At 71.4% G+C, this 25,351-nt stretch carries 23 protein-coding genes; 13 read left to right on the top strand and 10 right to left on the bottom strand.

Features of this window, described 5'->3' with window-relative positions; all coding sequences use genetic code 11:
- Window positions 1-19 precede the first annotated feature (19 nt).
- The gene (locus ACQPZP_RS38980) at window positions 20-709 is read right to left on the bottom strand and encodes an HNH endonuclease family protein (RefSeq protein ID WP_433474661.1); all 690 of its coding nucleotides are present in this window, start codon (window positions 707-709) and stop codon (window positions 20-22) included.
- A gap of 118 nt (window positions 710-827) precedes the next feature.
- Between ACQPZP_RS38980 and ACQPZP_RS38975 the strand changes: the two genes are divergently transcribed.
- The 5 genes from ACQPZP_RS38975 (at window position 828) to ACQPZP_RS38955 (ending at window position 5,417) form a co-directional block, all read left to right on the top strand.
- Window positions 828-1,784: a DUF389 domain-containing protein gene (locus ACQPZP_RS38975; RefSeq protein WP_433474660.1), complete on the top strand. Its 957-nt coding sequence runs from the start codon at window positions 828-830 to the stop codon at window positions 1,782-1,784.
- A gap of 84 nt (window positions 1,785-1,868) precedes the next feature.
- Window positions 1,869-2,813, top strand: a complete 945-nt coding sequence (locus ACQPZP_RS38970; RefSeq protein WP_433474659.1) for an ABC transporter ATP-binding protein — start codon at window positions 1,869-1,871, stop codon at window positions 2,811-2,813.
- On the top strand, window positions 2,810-3,688 hold the full coding sequence (locus tag ACQPZP_RS38965; RefSeq protein WP_433474658.1) for an ABC transporter permease: 879 nt from the start codon (window positions 2,810-2,812) through the stop codon (window positions 3,686-3,688). The genes ACQPZP_RS38970 and ACQPZP_RS38965 overlap by 4 nt, the downstream gene beginning before the upstream one ends.
- A 104-nt stretch (window positions 3,689-3,792) precedes the next feature.
- The gene (locus tag ACQPZP_RS38960) at window positions 3,793-4,704 is read left to right on the top strand and encodes an ABC transporter ATP-binding protein (protein ID WP_433474657.1); all 912 of its coding nucleotides are present in this window, start codon (window positions 3,793-3,795) and stop codon (window positions 4,702-4,704) included.
- Window positions 4,701-5,417, top strand: coding sequence for an ABC transporter permease (locus ACQPZP_RS38955; RefSeq protein WP_433474656.1), 717 nt, complete (start codon window positions 4,701-4,703; stop codon window positions 5,415-5,417). The genes ACQPZP_RS38960 and ACQPZP_RS38955 overlap by 4 nt, the downstream gene beginning before the upstream one ends.
- On the opposite strand, the gene ACQPZP_RS38950 is transcribed toward ACQPZP_RS38955, so the two are convergent.
- The 5 genes from ACQPZP_RS38950 to ACQPZP_RS38930 form a co-directional block, all read right to left on the bottom strand.
- Window positions 5,414-6,040, bottom strand: coding sequence for a response regulator (locus ACQPZP_RS38950; RefSeq protein ID WP_433474655.1), 627 nt, complete (start codon window positions 6,038-6,040; stop codon window positions 5,414-5,416). The genes ACQPZP_RS38955 and ACQPZP_RS38950 overlap by 4 nt on opposite strands.
- 1 nt (window position 6,041) lies before the next feature.
- Complete coding sequence (locus ACQPZP_RS38945; protein ID WP_433474654.1) at window positions 6,042-7,211, bottom strand: sensor histidine kinase; 1,170 nt, start codon at window positions 7,209-7,211, stop codon at window positions 6,042-6,044.
- Between the two features lie 5 nt (window positions 7,212-7,216).
- Entirely contained in the window at window positions 7,217-9,373 is a 2,157-nt protein-coding gene (locus tag ACQPZP_RS38940) for an MMPL family transporter (protein WP_433474653.1), read from the bottom strand.
- Window positions 9,374-9,462: 89 nt separating this feature from the next.
- Window positions 9,463-11,682: a DUF4132 domain-containing protein gene (locus tag ACQPZP_RS38935; protein ID WP_433474652.1), complete on the bottom strand. Its 2,220-nt coding sequence runs from the start codon at window positions 11,680-11,682 to the stop codon at window positions 9,463-9,465.
- Window positions 11,683-11,685: 3 nt separating this feature from the next.
- A complete protein-coding gene (locus ACQPZP_RS38930) occupies window positions 11,686-12,411 on the bottom strand; it encodes a nucleotidyltransferase family protein (protein ID WP_433474651.1) in 726 nt (241 codons plus the stop codon).
- Between the two features lie 187 nt (window positions 12,412-12,598).
- Between ACQPZP_RS38930 and ACQPZP_RS38925 the strand changes: the two genes are divergently transcribed.
- Window positions 12,599-13,924: an alkaline phosphatase PhoX gene (locus tag ACQPZP_RS38925; protein WP_433474650.1), complete on the top strand. Its 1,326-nt coding sequence runs from the start codon at window positions 12,599-12,601 to the stop codon at window positions 13,922-13,924.
- Window positions 13,925-13,927: 3 nt separating this feature from the next.
- On the opposite strand, the gene coaA is transcribed toward ACQPZP_RS38925, so the two are convergent.
- Entirely contained in the window at window positions 13,928-14,869 is a 942-nt protein-coding gene (gene coaA, locus ACQPZP_RS38920; protein ID WP_433474649.1) for a type I pantothenate kinase, read from the bottom strand.
- A gap of 122 nt (window positions 14,870-14,991) precedes the next feature.
- Here coaA and glmS point away from each other — a divergent pair, with 122 nt between their 5' ends.
- From glmS to ACQPZP_RS38905, 3 genes are all read left to right on the top strand, one after another.
- Window positions 14,992-16,836 carry a glutamine--fructose-6-phosphate transaminase (isomerizing) gene (gene glmS / locus ACQPZP_RS38915; protein ID WP_433474648.1) on the top strand — a complete coding sequence of 615 codons (1,845 nt, stop codon included), beginning with the start codon at window positions 14,992-14,994 and terminating at the stop codon, window positions 16,834-16,836.
- A gap of 88 nt (window positions 16,837-16,924) precedes the next feature.
- On the top strand, window positions 16,925-17,869 hold the full coding sequence (locus ACQPZP_RS38910) for an ABC transporter ATP-binding protein (protein ID WP_433474647.1): 945 nt from the start codon (window positions 16,925-16,927) through the stop codon (window positions 17,867-17,869).
- 71 nt (window positions 17,870-17,940) lie between these two features.
- The gene (locus tag ACQPZP_RS38905; protein ID WP_433474646.1) at window positions 17,941-18,912 is read left to right on the top strand and encodes an ABC transporter permease; all 972 of its coding nucleotides are present in this window, start codon (window positions 17,941-17,943) and stop codon (window positions 18,910-18,912) included.
- Between the two features lie 163 nt (window positions 18,913-19,075).
- On the opposite strand, the gene ACQPZP_RS38900 is transcribed toward ACQPZP_RS38905, so the two are convergent.
- From ACQPZP_RS38900 to ACQPZP_RS38890, 3 genes are all read right to left on the bottom strand, one after another.
- Window positions 19,076-19,279: a DUF397 domain-containing protein gene (locus ACQPZP_RS38900; protein WP_433474645.1), complete on the bottom strand. Its 204-nt coding sequence runs from the start codon at window positions 19,277-19,279 to the stop codon at window positions 19,076-19,078.
- A 263-nt stretch (window positions 19,280-19,542) separates the two neighbouring features.
- Entirely contained in the window at window positions 19,543-19,764 is a 222-nt protein-coding gene (locus ACQPZP_RS38895) for a DUF397 domain-containing protein (RefSeq protein ID WP_433474644.1), read from the bottom strand.
- Window positions 19,765-19,803: 39 nt separating this feature from the next.
- The gene (locus ACQPZP_RS38890) at window positions 19,804-20,664 is read right to left on the bottom strand and encodes a helix-turn-helix domain-containing protein (RefSeq protein WP_433474643.1); all 861 of its coding nucleotides are present in this window, start codon (window positions 20,662-20,664) and stop codon (window positions 19,804-19,806) included.
- A gap of 236 nt (window positions 20,665-20,900) precedes the next feature.
- Here ACQPZP_RS38890 and ACQPZP_RS38885 point away from each other — a divergent pair, with 236 nt between their 5' ends.
- From ACQPZP_RS38885 to tsaE, 4 genes are all read left to right on the top strand, one after another.
- Complete coding sequence (locus ACQPZP_RS38885; RefSeq protein WP_433474642.1) at window positions 20,901-22,394, top strand: NAD(P)H-hydrate dehydratase; 1,494 nt, start codon at window positions 20,901-20,903, stop codon at window positions 22,392-22,394.
- A 244-nt stretch (window positions 22,395-22,638) separates the two neighbouring features.
- Entirely contained in the window at window positions 22,639-23,763 is a 1,125-nt protein-coding gene (gene alr, locus ACQPZP_RS38880; RefSeq protein WP_433474641.1) for an alanine racemase, read from the top strand.
- An 11-nt stretch (window positions 23,764-23,774) separates the two neighbouring features.
- The gene (locus tag ACQPZP_RS38875; protein WP_433474640.1) at window positions 23,775-24,851 is read left to right on the top strand and encodes an alpha/beta fold hydrolase; all 1,077 of its coding nucleotides are present in this window, start codon (window positions 23,775-23,777) and stop codon (window positions 24,849-24,851) included.
- A complete protein-coding gene (tsaE, locus tag ACQPZP_RS38870; RefSeq protein ID WP_433474639.1) occupies window positions 24,848-25,312 on the top strand; it encodes a tRNA (adenosine(37)-N6)-threonylcarbamoyltransferase complex ATPase subunit type 1 TsaE in 465 nt (154 codons plus the stop codon). The genes ACQPZP_RS38875 and tsaE overlap by 4 nt, the downstream gene beginning before the upstream one ends.
- Window positions 25,313-25,351: the final 39 nt, after the last annotated feature.

The raw sequence follows: 25,351 nt of genomic DNA, 5'->3' as shown, positions 1-25,351 counted from the left end.
CCGACGAGCATACGAGGCGTCAGCACCGCCCGAGGAAGTTCTGGAGGGCGTCGTGGTCGGGGCGGGTGACCGGGAGCGAGTACTTCTCGGCCACCGCGATGTACTTGATCGCGTAGACGCACTGGAAGCCCTTCTGCGGTTTCCATTCGCCGGGGCCGGAGTCGCTCTTCTGCTGGTTCGGCACGCCCCAGACGGCGAGCAGGTTGTCGCGGTCGTTGGCGAACTGCTCGCGCCTGTCCTCGCTCCACCTGGACGCCCCCATCCGCCAGGCGAGCGCGAGGGGGTAGACGTGGTCGATCTGCACTTTGGCGGCGTCCTTCTTCGCGAAGGTGATCTCCTTGCCGCTGTAGGGGTCGTCCAGGTGGCCGGCCAGGACGATGCAGCGGCCCTTCTTCTCGACCTTCGTCAGGTCCCGGGCGAGGACGTCGTTGCGCTGGTCGCAGCCGTTGTGATCGGTGTCCTTCCAGCGGGTGCCGAACTTGTCGCGCTTGTAGCCGTCGCCGTCGCCCTCCGAGGCGAGGCGCAGGCTCGTTAGGTCCTTGCGGGCCCGGGCCTCCGCTCCGGGCGCGGGCTTGGTGCCCGACGACGGAGATCCCGTCTCCGAGAGCCCCGCGCTTCCCTCGCAGCCCGCCGTGACCAGCGGGACGGCGACCGCGAGCGCCGCCGCGGCCGTCCGTACCGCGGTCACCGGCACCGGCGTCCGTGCCATGCCCTCACCGCCCTGGGGTTATCTGTCGATTTTTGCCACCATGCAGGCAAATAACCGATCAAAGCGTAGGACTGGCTTCCGCGCTACGGCGCCCCGCCGTTTAGGGCACGATTGGCCCGTGCTGCATCTCAGAGCGATCGTCCCGGCGGACCACACGGACGAGGTGTGCGCCGTTCTCGCCGACTGCGCCGGGGCCACCAACGTGGTCGTCCTCGAAGGCGCCGCGCGTGCCCCGAGCGGCGACCTCGTGACCGCCGACATCGCCCGCGAGGCCGCGAACGAGGTACTGGACGCGCTCCGCGCGCTCGGCGTCGACCGGGACGGCTCCATCGCGCTCGACAAGGTCGACCTGACGCTGTCGCAGCGCGCCGATCTCGCCAAGGAGCTGGCGCCCGGCCACGGCGACGACGCCGTCGTCTGGGAGGAGCTGGACCGGCAGGTCGCCGAGGGGACGGCACTGACCTGGTCGTTCGTCGCGTTCCTCGCGCTCGCCACGCAGCTGGCCGGGATCGCCGCGCTGATCGACTCGCCGGTGCTGGTGGTCGGCGCGATGGTCCTCGGGCCGGAGTTCGGCGCCGTGGCGGCGATCTGCTACGGCCTCGTGCGGCTGCAGCCGGGCCGGATCGCCGAGGCGGTGCGGGCGCTGCTGGTCGGGTTCGCCGTGGCGATCGTGATCACCTATGTGTGCGCGCTGGTCAGCCGGTGGATCGGCGTGATCGAGCTGGACCGGCTGCCGGCCGAGCGGCCTCTCACCGCGTTCATCTACAGCCCGGACCGCTGGTCGTTCATCGTCGCGCTGCTCGCCGGCGCGGCCGGGGTCCTGTCGCTCACCGCGGGCAAGTCGTCGGCGCTGGTCGGGGTCTTCATCTCCGTCACCACCGTGCCCGCCGCCGGCAACCTCGCGGTCGCGATGGCGCTCCGGCACGGCAGCGAGATCACCGGCTCGCTGCTCCAGCTCGCCGTCAACTTCGCCGGGATGATCATCGCGGGGTCGCTGACGCTGCTCGTCCAGCGGGCGCTGTGGTCGGCCGTGCTGCGGCGGCGGAGCGGAAGGTCGGCCGTTCGGCGAACTTAGGTCGATCCGGCATCGGACCAAAGGCTGCCCCTCATCGCCCTTCAGGGTGACGTGCGGCACGTCGCCGGGGACTAGGTTCGAAGTATGCCGATCATCGCCACCCAGGGCCTGACGATGAGGTTCCCCCGGGTGACCGCCCTGGACGACCTCTCCGTGGCCGTCGAACCCGGAGTCGTCGGGCTGGTCGGCGCCAACGGCGCCGGCAAGTCGACGCTCATCAAGATCCTGCTCGGGCTGCTGCCGCCGACGTCCGGCACCGCGACCGTGCTGGGCCTCGACATCGCGCGCGAGGGCCTGCGGATCCGGGAGAGCGTCGGGTTCATGCCCGAGTACGAGTGCCTGCCCCCGGACGTGTCCGCGACCGAGTTCGTCGTGCACATGGCCCGGATGTGCGGGCTGCCGCCGACCGCGGCCCGAGAACGCGCGGCCGACACGCTCCGGCACGTCGGCCTGTACGAGGAGCGGTACCGCCCCATCGGCGGCTACTCCACCGGCATGCGGCAGCGGGTGAAGCTGGCGCAGGCCCTCGTCCACGACCCGAAGCTCGTCTTCCTGGACGAACCCACCAACGGCCTGGACCCGGCCGGGCGCGACGAGATGCTCGACCTGATCCGCCGGATCGGCGCCGAGTTCGGGATCAGCGTCCTCGTCACGTCCCACCTGCTGGGCGAGCTGGAGCGGGTCTGCGACCACGTCGTCATCATCGACGGCGGCAAGCTGCTGCGCTCGCAGGCGGTCGAGGCGTACACGGCCGAGAGCGGCGTCCTCACCGTCGAGGTGGACGAGGGGCGCGACAACCTCGGGCAGCACCTCTACGACCAGGGCGTGTCCGTCCATCCGGAGGGCCGGTTCCTCGTCGTCGACATCGCGGGCGAGCAGACCTACGACCTGATCCGCGACGGCGTCGCCGATCTCGGGCTGCGGCTCATCCGGCTGGAGCAGCGCCGCCACCACATCGAAGAGGTCTTCCAGACGCCGGCCGCGCCGCAGCCGCCCACCGGAACAGTCCAGCAGGGGGCGCCCCGATGAGCACGAGCACGATCCACGACATCGGCTACCGCCACTACGACGGCCGCCGCAACGGCCGCGCGTACGTGCTGCGGTCGCTGTACGTCCACAACCTGCGCGCCGCCTACGGCCTCGGCCGTCCGGCGCGCGCCAAGGTGATGCCGTTCCTGCTGGCGGCGATCATGCTGCTGCCGGCCGCCGGGTCGGTCGCGGCGTTCGCGTTCAGCAAGCAGGAGGACGCGCTGTTCCGCTACTCCTCCTACGTCGTCATCATGCAGGTCATCGTGGCGATCTTCCTGGCGACGCAGGCGCCGGTGCTGGCCTCGCGGGAGGTGCGCTTCCACGTCATCCCGCTGTACTTCTCGCGACCGGTCGGCCATCTCGACTTCGTGCTGGCCAAGGGCGCCGCGATGGCGACCGCGCTGTTCGCGCTGATGGCGGTGCCCGTCACCGTCCTGTACGTCGGCGGTCTGATCGCCAAGATGCCGGACCCGGGCGAGCAGGTGCTCAAGTACCTGGGCGCCCTGGTCGGCTGCGTGCTGTTCGCGCTCGTGCTGGCCGCGATCGGGATGGTGGTCGCGGCGTTCACCCCGCGGCGCGGCTTCGGGGTCGCGGCCGTCATCGCCGTTTACATGATCAGCGCCGCGTTCGTCGGGGCCGTCCAGGGGATCGCCGAGGCGCAGACGAACTTCACCCTCCAGGGCTGGGCGGGGCTGTTCACGCCGTTCAACCTGGTGGACATCGTCCAGGTCAGGCTGCTGGGCGCGCAGACGTCCTCGCCCGGGGTGCCGTCCGGGATCGCCGGCGGCGCCGTCGCGCTGGCGTTGTGCGCCGTCATCGTCCTCGGCTCGATCGCGGTGCTGTACCGCAGGTTCCGGAAGGCGGGCCTCTCATGAGTGAGCGGAGCGAGACGGGGGGTGTGGGGGGTCGTCCCCCCTCGGGGGGCAAGAGTGAGCGGAGCGAGACGGGGGGTGTGGGGGGTCGTCCCCCCACAGGGAGCATGAGCGAGTTGGTGTTGGACAACGTGTCCCGCTGGTACGGGAACGTCGTCGCGGTCAACGGCGTGTCGATGAAGGTGGGGCCGGGCGTCACCGGGCTTCTCGGCCCGAACGGCGCCGGCAAGTCGACGCTGATCCACATGATGGGCGGGTTCCTGGCGCCGTCGTCGGGCTCGGTCACCCTGGACGGGACGCCGATCTGGCGGAATCCGGGCATCTACCGCAGCCTGGGTCTCGTCCCGGAGCGCGAGTCGGCGTACGACTTCCTCACCGGCGAGCAGTTCATCCTCGCGATGGCCAAGCTGCACAAGCTGCCCGACCCGGGCGCCGCCGCCCGCCGCGCCATCGGCCTGGTGGAGATGGACTACGCGGCCGGACGCTCGATCGGCAACTACTCCAAGGGCATGAAGCAGCGCATCAAGATGGCGTCGGCCCTGGTGCACGACCCGCCGGTGCTGCTGCTGGACGAGCCGTTCAACGGCATGGACCCGAGGCAGCGCCTCCAGCTGATGGACCTCATCCAGCGGATGGCCGCCGAGGGCCGCACGATCCTGTTCTCCTCGCACATCCTGGAGGAGGTCGAGCGGCTCGCCAGCCACATCGAGGTGATCGTGGCGGGCCGGCACGCCGCGTCCGGCGACTTCCGCAAGATCCGGCGGCTGATGACCGACCGGCCGCACATCTTCCTGGTCCGCTCGTCCGACGACCGCCGGCTCGCCGCCGCGATCATCGCGGACGGCTCGGCCCGCAGCGTCCAGCTCACCGACAAGGGCCTGCAGATCGAGGCGGTCGACTTCCAGCGCTTCACCTGGCTGCTTCCGCAGGTCTCGCGGGACGCCGGGGTGCGGCTCTGGGAGGTCTCCCCGGCGGACGAGTCCCTCGAAAGCGTCTTCTCCTATCTGGTGGCCCGATGAACGGCACAATCGCGATGATCACGTTCCGGGCGATGCTCGGCCGCAAGCGCGCGCTGCTCCTGCTGGTGCTGCCGCTGCTCCTGCTGGTCCTGGCGGTCGCCCTGCGCGTGACCGGCAACGACGACCTGGACATCTCGGCGAACGTCCTGCAGAAGTTCGGCCTGGCGACGCTGCTGCCGCTGCTCGCGCTGATCGCCGGCACCGGCGTGATCGGGCCGGAGATCGACGACGGCCAGATCATGTACGTGCTGACCAAGCCGATCCCGCGCGAGGTGATCGTGCTGACGAAGCTGGCCGTGGCGATCGTGCTGGTGACGGTCTTCGCGGTGGTCCCGACGCTGCTGGCGGGCCTCGTCCTGACCGGGACGACCGCGCAGATGACGCCGGCGTTCACGGTCGGGGTCCTGGCCGGCGGCGTCGCCTACAGCGCGGTGTTCGTCGCCCTCGCGGTCGCCAGCCGCAACGCCGTCACCATCGGCCTGCTGTACGCGCTGGTGTGGGAGACGCTGCTGGGCAGCTTCGCGCCGGGCGCGAAGTCGGCGTCCATCCAGCAGTGGTCCCTGTCGGTCATCGACGCGCTCACCGGAGCCTCGCCGGTCAAGTCGACGGTCGACCTCCCGCTGGCCATCGGCCTGCTGGTCACGGTCACGCTCATCGGGGCGTTCCTGGCCACCTTCCGGCTCCGCTCGCTCCCGGTCGCCAGCGCCGACTAGCGGGGCAGGAGGCCGCGGTCCATGGCGACGACGACGGCGTGGGTGCGGTCGCTGACGTCCAGCTTGGCGAAGACGCGGAGGAGGTGCGTCTTGACGGTCGCCTCGGCGATGACGAGCCGCCGGCCGATCTCGGCGTTGGACAGGCCGTCGGCGACCGCCCGCAGCACGTCGATCTCCCGGGCGGTCAGCGCGGCCTGCTCGGGGCGGCGCATCCGGGCGACGAGCTTCTCCGCGACGCGCGGGGCGAGGACGGTCTCGCCCCGCGCCGCCGCGTGGATGGCGTCCACGAGCTGGTCGCGCGTGGTGTCCTTGAGCAGGTAGCCGATGGCGCCGGCCTCGATCGCGCGCTCGATCTCGGTGTCGGTGTCGTAGGTGGTGAGGATGAGGACGCGGGTCCCGGTCGGGCCGATCCGGGCGGTGGCGGCGACGCCGTCCAGCACGGGCATCCGCAGGTCGAGCAGCGCGACGTCGGGCCGGAGCCGCTCGGCGAGGGCCACCGCCTCGCGGCCGTCGCCCGCCTCGCCGACGATCTCGATGGTGGGTTCGGCGGCAAGCAGCGCGACGACGCCGGCGCGCATGACCGTGTGGTCGTCCACCACGATGATCCTGAGTTTCCCGTTCATGTCATGCCTTCGCGGGGATCATGGCGAGGATCCGGGTCCCGTCGCCGGGGGAGCTGGTCACGGTGAGCTCGCCGCCCAGCTCGGCGAGGCGGCGGCGCATGCCGTCCAGGCCGAAGCCGCGGGACTCCACCACGACGAAGCCGCGCCCGTCGTCGGTGATCTCCAGTTCCACGCCGTGCGGATGCCGTTCGAGGACGACCCCGACCGTGGACGCGGCGGCGTGCTTGCGGACGTTCGCGAGCGACTCCTGCGTGCAGCGCAGCAGTGCGATCCGGGTCGTCTGGTCGCAGTCGACGTCCGGCAGGTCGGCGGTGACGGTGAGCCCGGTGTCCTCGGCGAACCGGTCGAGGGTGCGGCGCAGCGTCCGGGCCACGGACCCGGGGGCGACCTCGCCCTGCGACGCCGCCCCGACGAGGACGCGCGCCTCGGCGAGGTTCTCCCGCGCGGTCTGCTCGATCGAGACGAGCTGCTGGGCGCTTCTGCCCGGATCGGCGCCGAGGCCGTTCCGGGCCGCCTCCGCCAGGACGACGATGGACGCGAACCCCTGCGCGAGCGTGTCGTGGATCTCCCGGGCTAGCCGTTCGCGCTCGTCGGTGGCGCCCTGCCGGCGCTGCGCCTCGGCGAGCCGCCGCTCGGCGTCGGCGAGGTCCGCGGCGAGGAGGCGGGCGCGTTCGTCGTGCCGCCCGACGACCCGGTGCATCCACAGCCCGAACAGGATCCCGGCCGCGGCCCCGACGACCGCGGCGATGGAGTTGCCGCTGAGGTGCTCCCCGCCCGGGGCCGTCCGGGCCGCGTCGGCGGCGACCGTGGCCGCGGTGGCGGCGCCGCTGAGGACGACCGCGCGCCGCGGGCTTCCGGCGAGGATCCAGAAGTGCGGCAGCGAGACGATGAGCAGGGACGCGGCGCCGTCCATCAGGTAGGAGACGGCGCCGATCCCCGCGATGAGCGCGCCCAGGAACGTGTTGCGGCGGAGCGCCGGGTTCCCGGGGAACGTTCCCGTGATCGGGTAGCAGAGCCCGAGCATGGACAGCAGCGCCATCGTGGCCGACCTGGTGGACTCCGGCTGGTCCCACACCGCGATCGCGGGCGGGACCAGCCCGAACAGCACCCAGGCGCCGGCGTACCACCTGCGGAGCGCCCGTTCCTGGGGCCGTTCGCCGGGCTGCGTCACGCTGATCAGCCTACGTTCTGCAGCACCGGCCCCGCCGCGTCGTCCGTGGTCCGCCGGATGCTCCGCGACGGCCACCAGCACCGGTCGCCGAGCAGCAGCATCAGCGCGGGCAGGATCATGATGCGGATGACGGCGGCGTCCAGCAGCACGGCCACCGCCAGCGCGAAGCCCATCTGCTTCAGCTCGATGACGTGGACGAAGACGAAGCTGGTGAACACCGTCACCATCACGAACGCGGCGCTGGTCACCACGCTCGCCGAGCCGCCGACCCCGTCCAGCACGGCCTGCCGCGTGGGGACGCCGCCCAGCGCCGCCTCCCGGATCCGGCTGATGACGAACACCTGGTAGTCCATCGACAGCCCGAACAGGATCACGAACAGGAACAGCGGGACGCGGGAGCCGATCGACCCGGTGGAGGTGAAGTCGAGCAGGCCCTCCGCCCACGTCCCCTGGAACACCAGGGTGAGGACGCCGAGCGCGGCGCCCGCCGACAGCATGTTCAGCACCACGCCGATCAGCCCGAGGACCACCGACCGGAACGCCCAGACGGTCATCCCGAACGTCACCAGCAGCAGCGCGCCGATGATGAACGGCAGCTTGCTCTTCTGATGGTCGGGGTAGTCGGCGTAGCGGGCCACGTCGCCGGTCACCGCGGTCTCGACGCCGAGCTTGCCGACCGTCGCGGGCACGTACTCGCCGCGGACATGGTCCAGGGAGCGCTGTGCCTCGTCGGTGCTGACGTGGTGCGGCACCGCGAGTTCGAGCAGGCTGATCCGCCGGTCAGCCGAGGTGCGCAGTTCCGAGGTCCCGGCGAGCAGCGGGTCGCCCTGGGCCCGCTGCGCCAGGTCGCGCAAGGCGGCCTGCACCTCGTCCGCGCGGTCGGCGTCCGCCTTGACGACGACCTGGTGCATCGACTTCAGCTCGGGGAACGCCGCGTTCAGCCGGTCATAGACCTGCATCGCGGGGATCTGCCGGGGGTGGCTGTCGCGGCCCATGTCGGTCAGGTTGAAGTTCAGCAGCGGCGCGGCCAGCGCCAGCATCGCCACCACCGAGACGGCCAACGTCGCCGCCGGGTGCTTGCCGGTGGGGCGCAGCATCGCCTTCGTGATCCGTCCGCCGCCGGTCCGCGGCGCCTTCGGGGTCCGGCCGCGGCGGGCCGCCCGCCGCTCTGCCCAGCCGCCGAGCTTCGCCAGCACGGCGGGCAGGACGGTCAGCGAGCTGACGACCGCGACCAGCGTGACGACGATCGCGGCGGTGGCGATCGAGGAGAAGATCACGTCGTCGGCCAGGTACAGCGTCGCGCTCGACACGGCGACCGCGAGCCCGGACATCACGACCGAACGCCCGGACGTCGCCGCGGCGATCTCCACCGTCGCCCGCGCGTTCAGCCGGCCGCCCGAACGGGCCCGTTCCTCCCGTTCCCGCTTGAGGTAGAAGAGCGTGTAGTCGACGCCGACCGCCATGCCGATCAGCAGGATCACGCTGGCGCCGATGCCGGCGTCCGGGAACACGTGCGAGGCGAGCATCGACAGGCCGATCGCCGCCGCGATCGAGGTGAGCGCGAGCACCACCGGCACGACCGCCACCGCGAACGACCCGAACACCACCAGCAGCGTGAGCAGCGTGATCGGCAGGGCGATGACCTCGGTGCGGGCGAGGTCGTCGTCGCGGAGCTCGTCGACGCCCTTGCTGATGGACGGGCTGCCCGTCTCCTCCACCTTCACGTCCGGATGGGCCGCCTGCACGGCGGCCGTCTGCGCCATCAACGGCTCGACGTGGTCCGTGCCCTGGAGTTCGGAGCCCTTCAGGGTCACGTCCACGCGCAGCGCCGTGCCGTCCTTCGACCGCACCGGCGCGGACACCGACTCGACCTCAGGGAGCCGTTTCATCCGCGCGGCGGCGTCCTGCGCCGCCGCGCCGGCCGCGGCCCCGCCGCCGGTGATCAGGACATGCTCGACGGGCTTCTGCTGCAGCCCGCCCTCGGCGGCCATCGCCTCGGCCCGGCCGGCCTCGCCGATCCGGAAGTCCTCGGTCGTGGCGGCGTGCCCGCCGACCGCGATCCCGGCGCCGAGGCACAGGACGACGAACAGGAACCAGGCGGCGATCCCGCGCCAGGGGTGCCCGGCGCTCCACCGGGCCATGCGTACGGTGAGATTCGTCATGCGAGAAATGCTCGCCGCGAGCCCCTGTCCGGCATGAGCCTCGACCGGTTGAACCTGCCGTCCACCGATCGGTGGACCCCGGCCGCCCGTCAGCCGGTGACGCGGGTCAGCTCGGCGATGACCTCGGACGCGGTGACCTGGTCGAGCGCGCCGAAGGGGAGAGCCTTCCCGGAGTACCGGCCCGTCATGAGCATGACGTACTGGATCGTCTGCTCCGCGTACTCTTCGGGGTCCATGACGCGGATGCCCGGCTCGAAGGCGACCATCACGTGCCGGTCGTCCGGCGTCATGAGGTTCACCTGGCGGCGGAACCCGCCGGTCTCCTTCTCGCCGAGATCCCAGCCCCGGGACGTCATGCCGAGGAACCTGCCGAAGTGGGCGGTGCACCCCTCGAAGCGCGTCAGCCGCTCCGCGTCGCGTTCGCCGTCCGCGAGCGCGTGCGCGGGCCGTCCGAGCTGCGGGAACGGCTGGAGGATCTCGTAGTCGGAGAGGACGGGCGCCCAGGCCGCCACGGCGTCCGCGCCGAGCAGGACCGGGTGCGGCAGGGTCACGCGGGCGTCCGGCGGCAGGGTGAACTCGTCGTCGTGGACGTCGGCGAGGGACCGGTCCTCGGCGACCCGGAACGTTGCCTCGCCGGCGGACCACACCAGGCGGCGCGCGATGTGGCACATCAGCGGGTGGCCGACGAAGATGGCGCGGAACTCCTCCGGCGTCCAGGAACGCCCCGTGACCATCGCCCTTTCCAGGCGTTTGATCTGGTCGGCGGCGACCGTCCGGGCCTCCTTCTTGAGGTCGGCGAACCGCTTGTAGGCGACGGGCGCGAGGGTGTCGTCGTCCTTGACGCCCGGCTTGGGCAGCGTCTTGCGGGGCTTGCCGTCCTCGTCGGTCACGAACGGCTTGAGCTGCTCGTCGAAGCCGACCACGAACCGGCGCGGGCCGTAGTCGAGCGCCATCGAGCCCTCGGCGTCCAGCCCGAGGTCGGGCACGAGCCGGTCGGCGAGCTGCTCGGAGGTGAGCCCGCGTTCCTTGGCGATGCGGTCGAGACCCGCCTGCGCGTTCCGCCGGATCCTCGCCGGGTCCTGCGCCTTGCGCGCGAGCTGGTGCAGATGGCGCAGCGCGGAGTCGGTGCCGAGGCGGGTGAACAGGTTCAGCGCGCTCGCCCCTCCCGTCTCCCACACGCGCGCCTTCGACCACCGGGCGACGATCGGGGCGAGGCGGTCGGCGTTGCGATCGTCGCTCATATGGAGCAGGGCGTGCTGGACGCCGGGCGAGGCCCACAGTTTCGGGTGCCGGTCGGCCTGGTACAGCGCCCAGACGAACTCGGCCAGCGAGGCGGGGTCCAGGTGCTCGGCGACCTGGGGGACGGCCGGATACGGCTTCCACACGTCCGAGATGGACAGCATCGTGATGAAGTGCCGGGTCGCGGAGGCGGGCAGCGCCCGCTCCCGTCCTCGCATCAGGATCCGCGGCAGCCGATTGGGATCCCATCCCTCCGGGACGTCCGGCAGCGGGTCGGGATACTGGTCGAGCGGGTCGGTGCGCAGCGCGGAGATCGCCTCCACGGCCTCGTCACCGTAGCACCGGGCCGCCTCCACGAGGATCTCGTCGCCGTGCCGCTCGGCGACGTGCCGCAGTACCGCCTCCGCGAGCTCCCGTTTCGGACCGGGCTTGCGCAGCGCGTCCGGGATCGTCAGCCGGACCGCGTCCACCCCGTGCAGGGCGTACCAGGACTCCTGGTCGTCGTTGCCCAGGTACGAGGAGGAAGGGGCGAAGTCCTTGATCATGGCTTGGGTGACGGCGTGGTCCAGGAACGGGACGAGCGGGTAGACGGTCCACTTCTTTTTCTTCGCCTGGTGCATGACCAGCGGATACGCGGCCATTCCGTGGCGTGCCACCGCGCCGCGGTCGGCGCCCAGGTTCCAGAATTTGACGAAGGGATCCCAGTAGCGCTCGTCGGCGAGCAGCTTCTCACCCAGCTCCAGGGGGGCCTGCATGACCAGCCCGACGAACAGGGTCTCGAACCGCTTCTTGTCCCGTTTCAGCAGTTCCAGGGCGCCGTCTCCGGCGAAGAGTTCGGCGATCTCGGCCCAGTCGGTGTCCTGGGGCATGCGTTCGCCGTACTTGTACGGGCGGTCAAGCCAATCCTCCCGCTGGCCGGGAGCCCAGCGGATGACGGTCGGATCCTTGATCGCCTTCAGCTTGAGGACGGCGGGTTCGGCGGTCTTCCCGGCCCCGGCCCACGGCGGCTCGACCAGCAGGCGGGGGAGGGCGCTCTCGGGGGCGTCTTCGATGTGGGGGGTCTCGGTCATCACTCAGGCCTGGCTCAGTTCCTTCGCGGCTTCCTTGAGGTCCTTGGCGGTGTCGATGGCACGCCAGTAGGCGCCCTGAGGGATCGGATATCCCGCCAAGCGGCGCTCCCTGGCCAGTTGCGGGAACGTCGTGCGCTCGTGGTCCCCCTCGTCCGGGAGGAGCTCGGCGAAGTCCGGGGCGAAGACGTAAAGGCCCGCGTTGATCTGGTACGGCGACGGAGGGGCCTCGATGAAGTCCAGTATGTGGCCGAATTCATTGGTCTCCACCGCGCCCCACGGCATGTTGGGCCGGGCCAGGGCCAGCGTGGCCGTCGCGCCTCGTTCCATGTGGAACGCCGCCATCTCCCGCAGGGAGAACCGCGTCCAGATGTCGCCGTTGGCGGCGTACCACGGCTGGTCAGGATGCGGCAGCGCCTTCGCCGCGTACTTGAGGCCGCCACCGCGCCCCAGCGGCTCGTGCTCGACGACCGTGCTGGTCTTCATGGGCAGGTCGGCGCCGGCGAGCCACTCCTGGAGGACCTCGGCCAGGTGCCCGCAGGACACCACCACGTCCGTGACCCCCTCCGACGCCAGCCACTCCAGCTGGTGACCGATGATCGGCGTCCCGGTTCCGGGAATCTCCACCATCGGTTTGGGGCGGTCGTCGGTGTAGGGGCGCAGACGTGAGCCCTGGCCCCCGGCCAGGATGACCGCCTGGGTCACCTGACCGGCACGGTGGGAAGTCGTCATGGCGGTAAGGATAGGGGCCGGACCCCGTGGCCGCCGGTGGCGAACGTGTTCGGTGGTGCTGTGGAGGTGTGCCGTATCCCCTGGGGGCCGGCCGTGTTAGAACGGCCTGGGAGGGCTTTGATCGTTCCAACCAGGGAGTGTGCCAATGTCAGTCTCGCGCCGTCAGCTCCTGGCAAGGTCCGGTGCGGTGGGAGCGGGGATCGCGTTCACCGGTTCCGTCGAGCAGCTGTTCGCGGGGGCCGCGGCCGCCGCGCCGACCGGCGGCCGGGACGGGTACGGGCCGCTCGTGCCCGATCCGGAGGGGCTGCTGGACCTGCCCCGCGGGTTCCGCTACACCGTGCTTTCGCGTGAGGGCGAGCCGCTGCGGTCGGGGGAGGGGGCGGTGCCGAGCCACTTTGACGGCATGGCGGCGTTCCCCGGACGGGGACGGACGTGGCTCGTCCGCAACCACGAGAACCGGCCGGACGCGGAGCACCGGGTGCCGCCGGTCGAGGGCGTCACGTACGACCCGGGCGGCCTCGGCGGCTGCACCGCACTGGAGGTCGGCCAAGGGGGGCGCGTCCACACCGAGCGGGTCGCGATCGCCGGGACGGCCGTCAACTGCGCGGGCGGCCCGACCCCATGGCACACCTGGCTGACCTGCGAGGAGACCGAGGACAAGGCCGGCACCGGGAACTACACCGAGGACCACGGGTTCATCTTCGAGGTCGACCCGTACCGGCGGGGGCGGACGGTCCCCGAGCCGCTCACCGCGATGGGACGGTTCGCGCACGAGGCGATCGCCGTCGACCCGCGCGACGGGACCGTGTACGAGACCGAGGACGCGTTCGAGAAGCCGTTCGGGCTGTTCTACCGGTTCCTGCCGAAGAAGCCGGAGGGCGGGTTCGGCAGCCTGCGGGCCGGCGGACGGCTTGAGGCGCTGTGCGTCCCGGACGTCCCGGACCTCTCGGTCGTGCAGGAGCCCGGCACCGTGTTCGACCGCGTCGAGTGGAAGCGCGTGCCCGACCCGCTGGCGAAGGAGACGCCGATCCGGTTCCAGGACTTCGGGTCCGGCGGCATCACGCACGCGCAGAAGCTGGAGGGCTGCTACTGGGGCGGCGACCGCGTCTACTTCGTGTCGAGCTTCGCGAAGACGGCGGACGGGTCGCGGGCCGGCCACTTCGGGCAGGTGTGGTCGTACGAGCCGCGCCACCGCCGGCTCACCCTGGTGATCGTGTTCGGCCCGGACACCGACGTCCAGAAGCCGGGCGAGTCGCCCGACAACATCTGCCTGGCGCCGCAGGGCGGGCTGATGGTGTGCGAGGACGGGAACGGCGCCCAGCACGTGTTCGGCGTGTCCCGCCGCCGCACGGTGTACCCGATGGCCCGGAACCGGCAGAACATCGGCACCGACAGCGAGCCCGCATGGGGCGAGTTCGCCGGCGTCACGTTCGCCCCGGACAAGCGGACGATGTTCGTCAACGTCTACGAACCGGGCACCACCTTCGCCGTCACCGGCCCCTGGGGCCACTGACGATCAAATTCTACGCAGCCGCACGCGCTGGACGGCGTGTTCGCGGTCCTTGTGGAGGACGAGGGTGGCGCGGGCGCGGGTCGGCAGGATGTTGGAGACGAGGTTGATCTCGTTGACGTCCCGCCACACGCGCTGCGCGAACGCGGCGGTCTCGTCCTCGTCCAGTTCGTGCGCGTACTTGTGGAAGTAGGAGCGCGGGTCGGTGAACGCGGTGCGGCGCAGCGCGAAGAGCCGGTCGACGTACCACTGCCGGATGTCCTCGACCCGCGCATCCACATAGATGGAGAAGTCGAAGAAGTCGGACACGCCGAGGGTGCCGGGCGGCGGCGCCTGAAGCACGTTCAGACCCTCGACGATCAGGATGTCGGGGCGCCGGACGGTCTGCGCCGCGTCCGGGACGATGTCGTACTCCAGGTGCGAGTAGACGGGGATCGACGCCTCCTCCGCGCCCGCCTTGATCGCGGAGACGAACCGGACGAGGGCGCGCCGGTCGTAGGACTCCGGGAACCCCTTCCGGTCCATGATCCCGCGCTCGGACAGCACGGCGTTCGGGTGGAGGAAGCTGTCGGTCGTGACCAGTTCCACACTCGGATGCTCGGGCCAGCGGGCGAGCAGGGTCCGCAGCAGCCGGGACGTCGTGGACTTGCCGACCGCGACGCTGCCCGCCACGCCGATGATGAACGGGGTGGGCCGCACCGCGCCGCCGAGGAAGCCGCTGACGGTGTCGCGGAGCCGGCCGTCCGACTGGAAGAACAGGGTGAGCAGCCGGGACAGCGGCAGGTACACCTCCTCGACCTCGGTGATGTCGATCGGGTCCCGCAGGCCGCGCAGGGCGTCCAGCTCACCCGGCGTCAGCGGCAGCGGGGTGTTCTCGCGCAGGCCGCGCCAGGCGTCACGGGAGAGTTCCACGTAAGGGCTCGGCACGCTGTCCCATCCGCTCGTCATGGCTGAACATTAACCGGGCTGATCAGCCGGTCACCGGGTTTTCACCGCTCGTACACGCTAGCGCCGCCCGCTACGCCGCCTGCAGGTAGGCCGCGCGCAGGACACCGAATAGAGTTGCCGCCATGTGCGGAATCGTGGGGTACGTAGGCGGGCGGCCGGCGCTCGACGTCGTCGTCGATGGGCTGGCACGGCTGGAGTACCGCGGCTACGACTCGGCCGGGGTGGCCGTGGTGGCCGACGGGAAGCTGGCGACGGCCAAGCGCGCGGGCAAGCTCGTGAACCTGCGCGGCGCCCTGGCGGAGGAGCCCCCGCCCGCCGGGACGGTCGGCATGGGGCACACCCGGTGGGCGACGCACGGCGCGCCGAACGACCGGAACGCGCACCCGCACGTCGACTGCAGCGGCTCCGTCGCGGTGATCCACAACGGGATCATCGAGAACTTCGCCGAGCTGCGGGCCGAGCTGGAGGAGGCCGGGCACGGGCTCGCCTCCGACACCGACACCGAGGCCGTCGCGCACCTGCTGGAGGACGAGCTCAAGGGCGGCGGCGACCTCGCGGACGCGATGCGCCGCGTCTGCCGCCGGCTGGAGGGCGCGTTCACGCTGGTCGCCGTGCACACCGGCACCCCGGACCTCGTCGTCGGGGCGCGCCGCAACTCGCCGCTGGTCGTCGGCGTCGGGGACGGCGAGAACTTCCTCGCCAGCGATGTCGCCGCGTTCATCGCGCACACCCGGGACGCGATCGAGCTGGGCCAGGACCAGATCGTCGAGCTGCGCGCCGGCGGGGTCGCGGTCACCGACTTCGACGGCCGTCCCGCCGAGGTGAAGGAGTACCACGTCGACTGGGACGTGTCGGCCGCGGAGAAGGGCGGCTACGACTACTTCATGCTCAAGGAGATCGCCGAGCAGCCGCGCGCCGTCGCCGACACCCTGCTCGGCCGGATCGGCACCGACGGGCGGCTGCACCTGGACGAGATGCGCATCCCCGACCAGGAGCTCCGCGAGGTCGACAAGATCATCATCGTGGCGTGCGGCACCTCCTACCACGCCGGCCTGATCGCCAAATACGCGATCGAGCACTGGGCCGGGCTGCCCTGCGAGGTCGAGCTGGCCAGCGAGTTCCGCTACCGCGACCCGATCCTGTCCCCGGCGACGCTGGTCATCGCGATCTCCCAGTCGGGCGAGACGATGGACGCGCTGATGGCCGTCCGGCACGCCCGGGAGCAGAAGGCCAAGCTGCTCGGCATCTGCAACGTCAACGGCTCCACGCTGCCGCGCGAGTGCGACGGCGTCCTCTACACGCACGCCGGGCCGGAGATCGCGGTCGCGTCCACGAAGGCGTTCCTCACCCAGCTCGTCGCCGTCTACCTCATCGCCCTCTACATCGCGCAGGTGCGCGGCACCAAGTGGGGGGACGAGGTGTTCGCCATGGTGCAGCTCCTTGAGCGGATGCCGGAGAAGGTGGAGAAGGTCCTGGAGACCATGGAGCCGGTCCGCGAGCTGGCCCGGTCGCTCGCCGGTGAGCGGTGCGTGCTCTTCCTCGGCCGCCACGTGGGCTTCCCTGTCGCGCTGGAGGGCGCGCTGAAGCTCAAGGAGCTCGCGTACATGCACGCCGAAGGCTTCGCCGCCGGCGAGCTGAAGCACGGCCCGATCGCGCTGATCGAGAAGGACCTGCCGGTCGTGGTCGTCGTGCCGCCGCGGGCGCGGGACGTCCTGCACGACAAGATCGTGTCGAACATCCAGGAGATCCGGGCCCGGGGCGCCCGGACGATCGTGATCGCCGAGGAGGGCGACGCGTCGGTCGAGCCGTACGCGGACACGCTGATCAGCGTCCCGGCCGTCCCGACGCTGCTGCAGCCGCTGGTCACGACGGTCCCGCTGCAGGTGTTCGCCTGCGAGCTGGCCACCGCGAAGGGCCACGACGTCGACCAGCCGCGCAACCTCGCCAAGTCCGTCACCGTCGAATAGCCGTCGTTCAGCCGTCGTTTCCGGAACCGCAGGGCGGCGGCCCGCGTCACACCGAGATCGAGATCGAACCGGTCTCCGGAGGTGACGGGTGGCAGGAGACGGCGGCCTGGGCATCGAGGCGCGCGGGGTGACGCGGTGCTTCGGCCCGGTGCAGGCGCTGCGCGGCCTCGACATCACCGTCCCGTACGGGCAGGTCACAGCGCTCGTCGGGGCCAACGGCGCGGGCAAGACGACGCTGCTGCTGATCCTCGCCACGCTGCTCGCCCCCGACTCCGGCACGGTGCGGATCGCGGGGCATGACGCACTGACCCGTCCCGCCGAGGCCCGCGACGCGCTCGGCTGGATGCCGGACACGTTCGGCGTCTACGACCAGCTCACCGTGGACGAGTACCTGGCGTTCTTCGCCGACGCCTACGGGCTGCCGAAGCAGGAGCGCCCGCGCCGGCTCAGGGCGCTGCTCAGCCTCGTCCACCTGGAGGACCATCTCGGGCAGCCCGTCCACGCCCTGTCCCGCGGGCAGAAGCAGCGGCTCGGGCTGGCGCGTGCCCTCGTGCACCGGCCGCGCGTCCTCCTGCTGGACGAGCCCGCGTCCGGACTCGACCCGCGCTCCCGCATCGAGCTGCGCGACCTGCTGCGCTCCCTGGCCGCGGACGGGGTGGCCGTCCTCGTGTCCAGCCACATCCTCAGCGAGCTGGAGGAGATCGCCGACAGGGTCGTCCTGGTCGACCACGGCCGGACGGCCGGCGACCACGCGATGTCGGAGATCGCGGGCGCCACGGCACGCGTCCCGTGGCGGATCCGCTCCCTCGACCCGGAACTGCTGGCCGCGGCGCTCGCCCGGCTGACCGAGGACCTGCCGTGGGTGCGGGTGGCCGACCTGCCGGGAGGCACCGAGGTCGGTCCGCTCACCGAGGCGGAGGCCGCCGGGCTGCTGGCCGGACTCGTCGCCGCCGACGTGCCCGTCACCGGCCTCGCCCCCGCCGGCAGCGCCCTGGAGGCGGCCTACCTGGCGATGACCGAGAACCGGAGATGACCGAGAACCGGAGATGACCGAGACCGGAGACGACCGAGACCGGAGACGACCGAGACCGGAGGTGACCGGCCATGACCGCGCGCGGGATCGGCCTGGTGGCAAGGCAGGAGATCAGGACCCGGCTGCGGACCGGCCGCTGGAAGGTGCTGCTCGGCGCCTGGTTCCTGATCGTCAACGGGCTCGGACTGCTGTTCCGGCTCGCGCTGGAGGCCGGCGAGACCTCGTCCTACGGCGAACCCGGGATCCCGATGTTCGGCGGTGTGCTCCTCGGGGTACTGGTGCTGATCCTGCTCGTCACGCCCGCGCTCAGCGGGCAGTCGATCAACGGTGACCGGGAGCGGGGGACGCTCGCCACGCTGCAGGTCACCCGGCTCACCCCGGGCGAGATCGCGCTCGGCAAGCTCGCCGCCGCGTGGGGGACGGGCCTGGTCGCGCTGCTCCTCACGTTGCCGAGCCTGCTCCTGCCGGTCGTCGAGGGCGCCATCGGCGTGGGGCGGGCGCTGGTCGTCCTCGTCGTGACCGCCCTGCTCATGGGCGTGGTCTGCGCCGTCTCGCAGGCCTGGTCGGCGCTGCTGGCCCGCAGCGTCACCTCGATCCTCATGTCGTACCTGACGGTGTTCGCCCTGCTCGCCGGGACGCCGCTGCTGTTCGCCCTGGCGACGCCTATGACGGCCGAGCGCCACAACGACGGGGACGCGTACTACAACGAGGAGCACACCGAGCGCATCTGGTGGCTGCTGGCCCCGAACCCGGTCGTCGTGCTCGCCGACGCGGCACCGCGCCTGCACGGGAAAAGGATCATCGTCGGCGACCAGGTGATCACGCGTACTCCCTCGGACGACCCGCTCGGCGAGCTCAGCCGCAGCGTGCGCGACGTCCGTGAGGGCGACGACGGCTTCGAGGACGGCTCGTCGGAAGGGGGCGCCGTCTGGCCTTGGGGCCTGGCCTTCGATCTGGCCCTCGCGGCGGGCGCCGTCGCCATCACGGCCACCCGCCTCCGCACACCCCTTTACAAGGTCCCCAAGGGCGTCCGGGTGGCCTGAAAAAGCGCGTCGTCCTGATCACCTGGTCAAAATACGCGCGGAGTGGACGCCGCCGACACGAAAATATCCAGCGGGCAATGGAATAACGGACGTCCTCTGCCGTCGAATGTAATTCTCCGTCGCGTTTGAAATTCTCAATCAGGTGTAACTTGCAGGGACACTTTCAAGGACGGTCGAAACGACCGTCCTTGACTCCGTCGGTGAACGTGCGCCATTCGCCGGGCTGGAACGACAGGATCGTCACCGGGTCCTCGGTGGCCCGCACGGATATGGCGTCGCGGCCGAGCCGTGCCACCTCTACGCAGCCGTTGCTCGCGCATCGGGTGCTCTTTCTCCATCGGGCGGGCGGTGTCCCACGGAAACTCATTACGGCTCCCTGCATCGAAAGTTGCATCGGGCCCGCGGCGGCGCTGCCGGTGCTCAATGCACACGGTAACAAGATCACGAAAAACGCCTGATCACGTCCGGGCAGGGCGGTACCCGTGTGACAGGCGTGTCGAGGTAGGTCCAGAGTTTCACGTGAGGGGGCTACGAGCCGGGTCAGCGGTGGACCCGGCCCGCGCTGCGTGGCCCCCGCGCCGCCCTCGCCGAGGCCGGCGGACGGGGGCTCAGCGGTGCGTCACCGCCGTCTCATCGGCCCAGATCGAATTCGCCCTTCTTGGCTCGTCCGAGGAAGTCCAGCCATTCTCCCCGAGAGAACGACAGGACCGGGCTCTGCGTACCGTGCTTGGCGTCCCGCGCCCCGATGAAAGGGGACGAACCGGCCAGTGCGGCGATTTCGACGCACGTGTTGCTCGCCCCGCAGTGGGCGCTTCTCCTCCATTGCGGAGCAGGAGTGGCGAAAGGGGACACTCGGTGCCTTTCACAAGGATTGAGCCCCTTAGCGGACCGTCACCATGTGTCCTTGGCCTCGGCGATGCGACGCCGCGATTCCGTGGCGTCCAGCGCCTGGCCGGCCAGGCTTGAATAGGCGAGCCTGTACATATAGGTAACAGCCTCATCCGCGAAGTGGCTGATTGTCAGGGATTCGGTGTGCACGATATCAGGAAATACGATGTCATGCACCGGTGAGAATTCCAGGAGGATAAACGATTCGGCCAACACCGAGTGTGCGATGTCCAAGGGCAGGATCTGCACGGTCACGTTCGGCCGCTCGGTCATCTGACACAGATGTTCGAGCTGCTCGCGCATGACCTTCCGGTCGCCGATCCGGCGCTGCAGAACCGCCTCGTCGATAACCGCCGACAGTTCCAGCGGATCGGCCCCGTCCAGCAGTTCGCGGCGCCGCATTCGCACGTCCAGCCGACGTTCCAGTTCCTGTGGAGGCAGGGTCGCCAGGTCGCTCCAGCCACCGATCACATTCCGTGCGTAGTTCTCCGTCTGCAGCAGCCCCGGAAAGACGGTGCTGCCCCATTCCCTGGCCGCGGTGGCCTCGGACTCCAGTGCGATGAAGTCCGCGAGCGGGCTCGGCAGGTCGCGGTAGTCCTCCCACCATCCCCGTTGGGCGGCGTCGTGCGCCAGGGAGATCAGGTCCTCGTGCCGCGTGCCGTCGATCTCGTACAGGTCGAGCAGCCGCCGCACGTCGCCGATCTTCGCGCCGGTCCGCGCGTTCTCGATCCGGCTGACCTTGGCGGTGGACCAGGTGAGCCGTTCGGCGACCTCGTCTCCGGTGAGACCCCTGCGTTCGCGCAGTCTCCGGAGCTCGGCGGCCAGCCGCCGCTGCCGGACGGAGGGACCACGGGAAGTGCTCATTGCTCGGGCCTCTCCAGTCCCGGCGGACTGATCTGGGCGCATTCTGCCGCACCGGGGGGCCGGGGCGCGAATACATCGGACCGGATGAGGAAGATTCTACGGCTGAAGATTCTTTTGCGCACATGACACCGAAAGTTGCAGCGCAAGGTACGAATGGCACGGGGTGGCCGGGACGCGAGGTTGCGGAGCGCTTCCTCGTGGCACCCTAAGTGTGTGATCGACACGGGGAGCCGCGGATGAGGTACGCGCACGAGGTCGGCAAGGTCCGGGCCGCGGAGCGGGCCCTCATGGACCGGCTCCCGGACGGCGCCCTGATGCAGCGCGCCGCCGCCGGGCTGGCGTCGGTCTGCGCACGCGTCCTGCCCGCCGTGTACGGGTCCCGCGTCGTCCTGCTCGTCGGCGGCGGGGACAACGGCGGCGACGCGCTCTACGCCGGGGCCCGGCTCGCCCGGCGCGGCGCCCGCGTCCAGGTCGTCCAGGCCGGTTCCAAGATCCACTCGGCCGGGCTGGCGGACCTGCGCGCCGCCGGCGGCCGGCTCCTCGGCGGCGGCGAGGAGGCCGCGATCGCCGGCGCCGACCTGATCATCGACGGGCTGACCGGCATCGGCGGGACGGGCGGCCTCCGCGAACCCCACGCCCGGTACGCCGCGCTCGCCTCCGAGTCCCCCGGACTGGTCGTGGCCTGCGACGTCCCGAGCGGCGTGGACGCGAGCACCGGACGCGTCGAGGGTGCCGCCGTGCACGCCGACGTCACCGTCACGTTCGGCACGCACAAGCCCGGCCTCCTCATCGACCCGGGCGCCTCCTGCTGCGGCGTGGTCGAACTGGTCGACATCGGGCTCGGGCCCCACCTGCCCGACCCGGACATCGTCGCGGCCCGCCCGGCGGACGTCCAGCCGCCCGACCCCGGCCCCGAGTCCGACAAGTACCGCCGCGGCGTCGTCGGCATCCTCGCCGGCGGAGACGAGTTCACCGGCGCGGCCGTCCTCAGCACCGGCGGCGCCGTACACGGCGGCGCCGGAATGGTCCGGTTCGCCTCGGTCGCCCGTCCGGTCGAGCTGGTCCGGCAGCGCTGGCCCGAGGTCGTCACCACGGTCATCGAGCCCGGCCGCCACGACGGCAAGGTCCTGGAGCGCGTCGGACGCGTCCAGTCCTGGGTCGCCGGCCCCGGCCTCGGCACCGGCGACGCCGCCGAATCGCTACTGGAGGCCGTCCTCACCACCGACCTGCCGGTCCTGGTGGACGCCGACGGTCTCACGGTCCTGTCCCGCCGCCGCGACCTGCTGCGCCGCGCCGCGCCGACCGTCCTCACCCCGCACGCGGGCGAACTGTCCCGCCTCATCGCCGCCACCCGCGAGGACATCGAGGCCGCGCGCCTCGACCACGTCCGCCGAGCCGCCGCCGAACTCTCCGCGACCGTCCTCCTCAAGGGCTCCACGACACTCGTCGCCGAAGAGGACCGCCCCGTCCGCGTCAACCCGACCGGCACCCCCCGACTGGCCACCGCAGGCACAGGCGACGTCCTGTCCGGCCTGATCGGCGCCTTCCTCGCCGGAGGCATGCCCGCCATGGACGCGGCCGCCGCCGGCGCCTACCTGCACGGCCTCGCCGCCCGCCTCGCCTCCGCCCCCACCCCCGGCCCAGAGTCCCCCATCAGCGCCACCGACGTGATCCAAGCCCTCCCCGCCGCCTTCAGAACCCTTTCTCAGCCCACACCCCCAGCGGGGTGAACCGCAGCGCCACGTCACAGACCCGCACGGTCACGGTGACCTCAGCCGTGGCGTGAGGATCGACCGGCTCGTGACGGGGGTTCCAGGGGGTCGCCTCCCTGGGGCAACACTGAACCTGGGGGCGGGCGATTGCGTCTTATCGGGCGAGGAGCGCTCAGGGAGCGCTCATTGGGTGGGGCATCCTGGCCGTGAGCTGGGCGAGGGTGCTCCGGGCATGGCCGTGGGGGCGGCACACTTGTTGGTCATGAGGGTTCCTGCGGAGGCACGGGTCGAGCTCGGCGCCATCGGCCACAACATCGGAGTGCTGCGCGAGCACGCGCGGGGTGCCGAGGTGATGGCCATGGTGAAGGCCGAGGCGTACGGGCACGGGCTGGTGGAGGCGGCACGGGCCGCGCTCGACGGCGGCGCGTCCTGGCTGGGCGTCGCGAAGCTCGCGGAGGCGCTGCGGCTGCGGGACGCGGGCCTCACCGTCCGGACACTGGTCTGCGTGGGCGTTCCCGGCGAGCCGTACCACGAGGCCGTCGCGCGGGACGTCGACCTGACCGTGGGGGCGGTCTGGCTGCTGGACGAGGTGGTCCGGGCGGCGGAGCAGGCGGGACGTCCGGCGCGGGTTCATCTCAAGGCCGACACGGGCATGTCGCGCGGCGGTGCGCGGGGCGACGACTGGGACGCGCTCGTCGCCGCGGCGCTGAAGGCAGAGGCGGCGGGGCACGTGCGGGTGGCCGGGGTCATGTCGCACTTCGCCTGCGCGGACGAGCCGGGGCATCCGTCGATCGCGGCGCAGGTCGGCGCGTTCACCGAGATGATGGCGCACGCGGAGAAGGCGGGGGCGCGGTTCGAGGTGCGGCACCTGGCGAACTCGGCGGCCGCCCTGACGCTGCCCGAGGCGCGGTTCGATCTCGTCCGGCCCGGGATCGCCACCTACGGGCTGACGCCGGTGCCGTCGCTCGGGACGTTCGGGCTGCGTCCCGCGATGACTCTCGTGGCGGACGCGGCGCTGGTCAAGCGGGTTCCGGCGGGCAGCGGAGTGTCGTACGGTCACACCTACCACACCGAGCGGGAGACGACCCTGGCCGTGGTGCCCGCGGGATACGGCGACGGGATCCCCAGGCACGGGTCCAACGTCCTGGAGGTCCTCGCGGCCGGACGTCGCAGGACGATCGCCGGGCGGGTCTGCATGGACCAGTTCGTCATCGACCTCGGCGACGACCCGCTCTCGGCGGGAGACGAGATCATTCTCTTCGGCCCGGGCGACCGGGGCGAGCCGACCGCGCAGGAGTGGGCGGACGCACTGGGAACGATCTCCTATGAGATCGTCACCCGCATCGGGTCCCGGGTACCGAGGGCGTACCCGGGAGGGGCGCTGTAGGGGGCGCGTGCATGGACAGCAAGAGCAAGCGCAGGATCGGCATCGCCGGCGCCGTCGCGGGCGTGGGCGCGGCGGGCGTCGGCGCGGCCGTCGGGCTGCGGCACTTCGCCGTCGGCCGGGTGCGGCTGCGGCCCGACCCGGACGCCGGAGAGCCGTTCGGCGAGTTGCGCGGCCGGGAGACGACCGTCCTGGCGGACGACGGCGTCCCGCTCCACGTCGAGGTGGACGGCCCCGAGGACGCCGACCTCACCGTGGTCTTCTGCCACGGCTACACCCTCAACCAGGACGCGTGGCACTACCAGCGCCGTGACCTGCAGGGTTCGCTGCGGATGGTGTTCTGGGACCAGCGCAGCCACGGCCGCTCGGGACGCAGCGAGCCCGCGCACGCGACGATCGAGCAGACCGGCGACGACCTGCGCGCGGTGCTGGAGGCGACCGTCCGCCCGGAGAGCCCGGTCGTCCTCGTGGGGCACTCCATGGGCGGGATGTCGATCATGGCGCTGGCGGACCGGCATCGCGAGCTGTTCGGCGCGCGGGTCATCGGCGTCGCGCTGGTGAACACGTCCTGCGGCGACATGGCGGAGATGACGCTGGGGCTTCCGCTGGTGCTGGCGAAGGCCGTCCGGCCGCTCGCCCCCCGGACGCTGCGCGGCCTCGGCCGCCGGGCCGAGCTGGTCGAGAAGGCCCGCGGGCTGGGCGCCGACCTGGCGTTCGTCGTCACGCGGAAGATGGCGTTCGCCGACAAGTACGTGAGCCCGTCCGTGGTGGACTTCCTGGAGCAGATGATCAGGGCGACGCCGATCGACGTGATCGCGGAGTTCTATCCGGCGCTGATCGGCCACGACAAGACCGGCTGCCTGGACGTCCTCGGCGAGGTGCCGACGCTGGTGCTGGCCGGCGGGCGGGACCGGCTGACCCCGGCCGCGCACGCCCGGCGCATCGCGGAGGCGCTGCCGGACGCTGAGCTGGTAGAGGTGGAGGAGGCCGGGCATGTGCTGCCGCTGGAGTACCCGGGCGTGGTGACCGGCGGCCTGCGCAGGCTGATCGACCGGGTCCGTCCGGAGTACGAAGAGGAGCGCACCGCGTGAACGCCGTCACCGTCCCGACCGCGGAGGACATGCGAGAGCTGGGCGTGCGCCTGGCCGGCCTGCTCGGCGCGGGCGACCTGCTCGTGCTGACGGGGCATCTCGGCGCGGGCAAGACGACGCTCACGCAGGGCATCGGCGAGGGCCTGAAGGTGCGAGGCCCGATCACCTCGCCGACGTTCGTCATCGCGCGGGTGCATCCGTCCCTTGCGGGCGGGCCCTCCCTGGTGCATGTCGACGCATATCGGCTGGGCGGATTCGCGGAGCTGGACGACCTTGATCTCGACGCGTCCGTCGCGGAATCGGTAACGATCGTGGAATGGGGAGAAGGGCTCGCGGAGGGCCTTGCCGAGGACCGGCTGGAAATGATCATTTCGCGCGGGGACGGCCCGGGCGAGGAACGCGAAGTAAGGATCGTCGGGGTCGGTCGTCGCTGGTCCGACCTGGAACTCGGCCCCGGATGACAGGGCTTCGGTAAACCTTCTTCTTTACGGCTTCATGTC

The sequence above is a fragment of the Spirillospora sp. CA-142024 genome (assembly GCF_050942325.1).
GTDB lineage: Bacteria > Actinomycetota > Actinomycetes > Streptosporangiales > Streptosporangiaceae > Spirillospora.
This window is presented reverse-complemented; position numbering and strand designations above follow the sequence as displayed.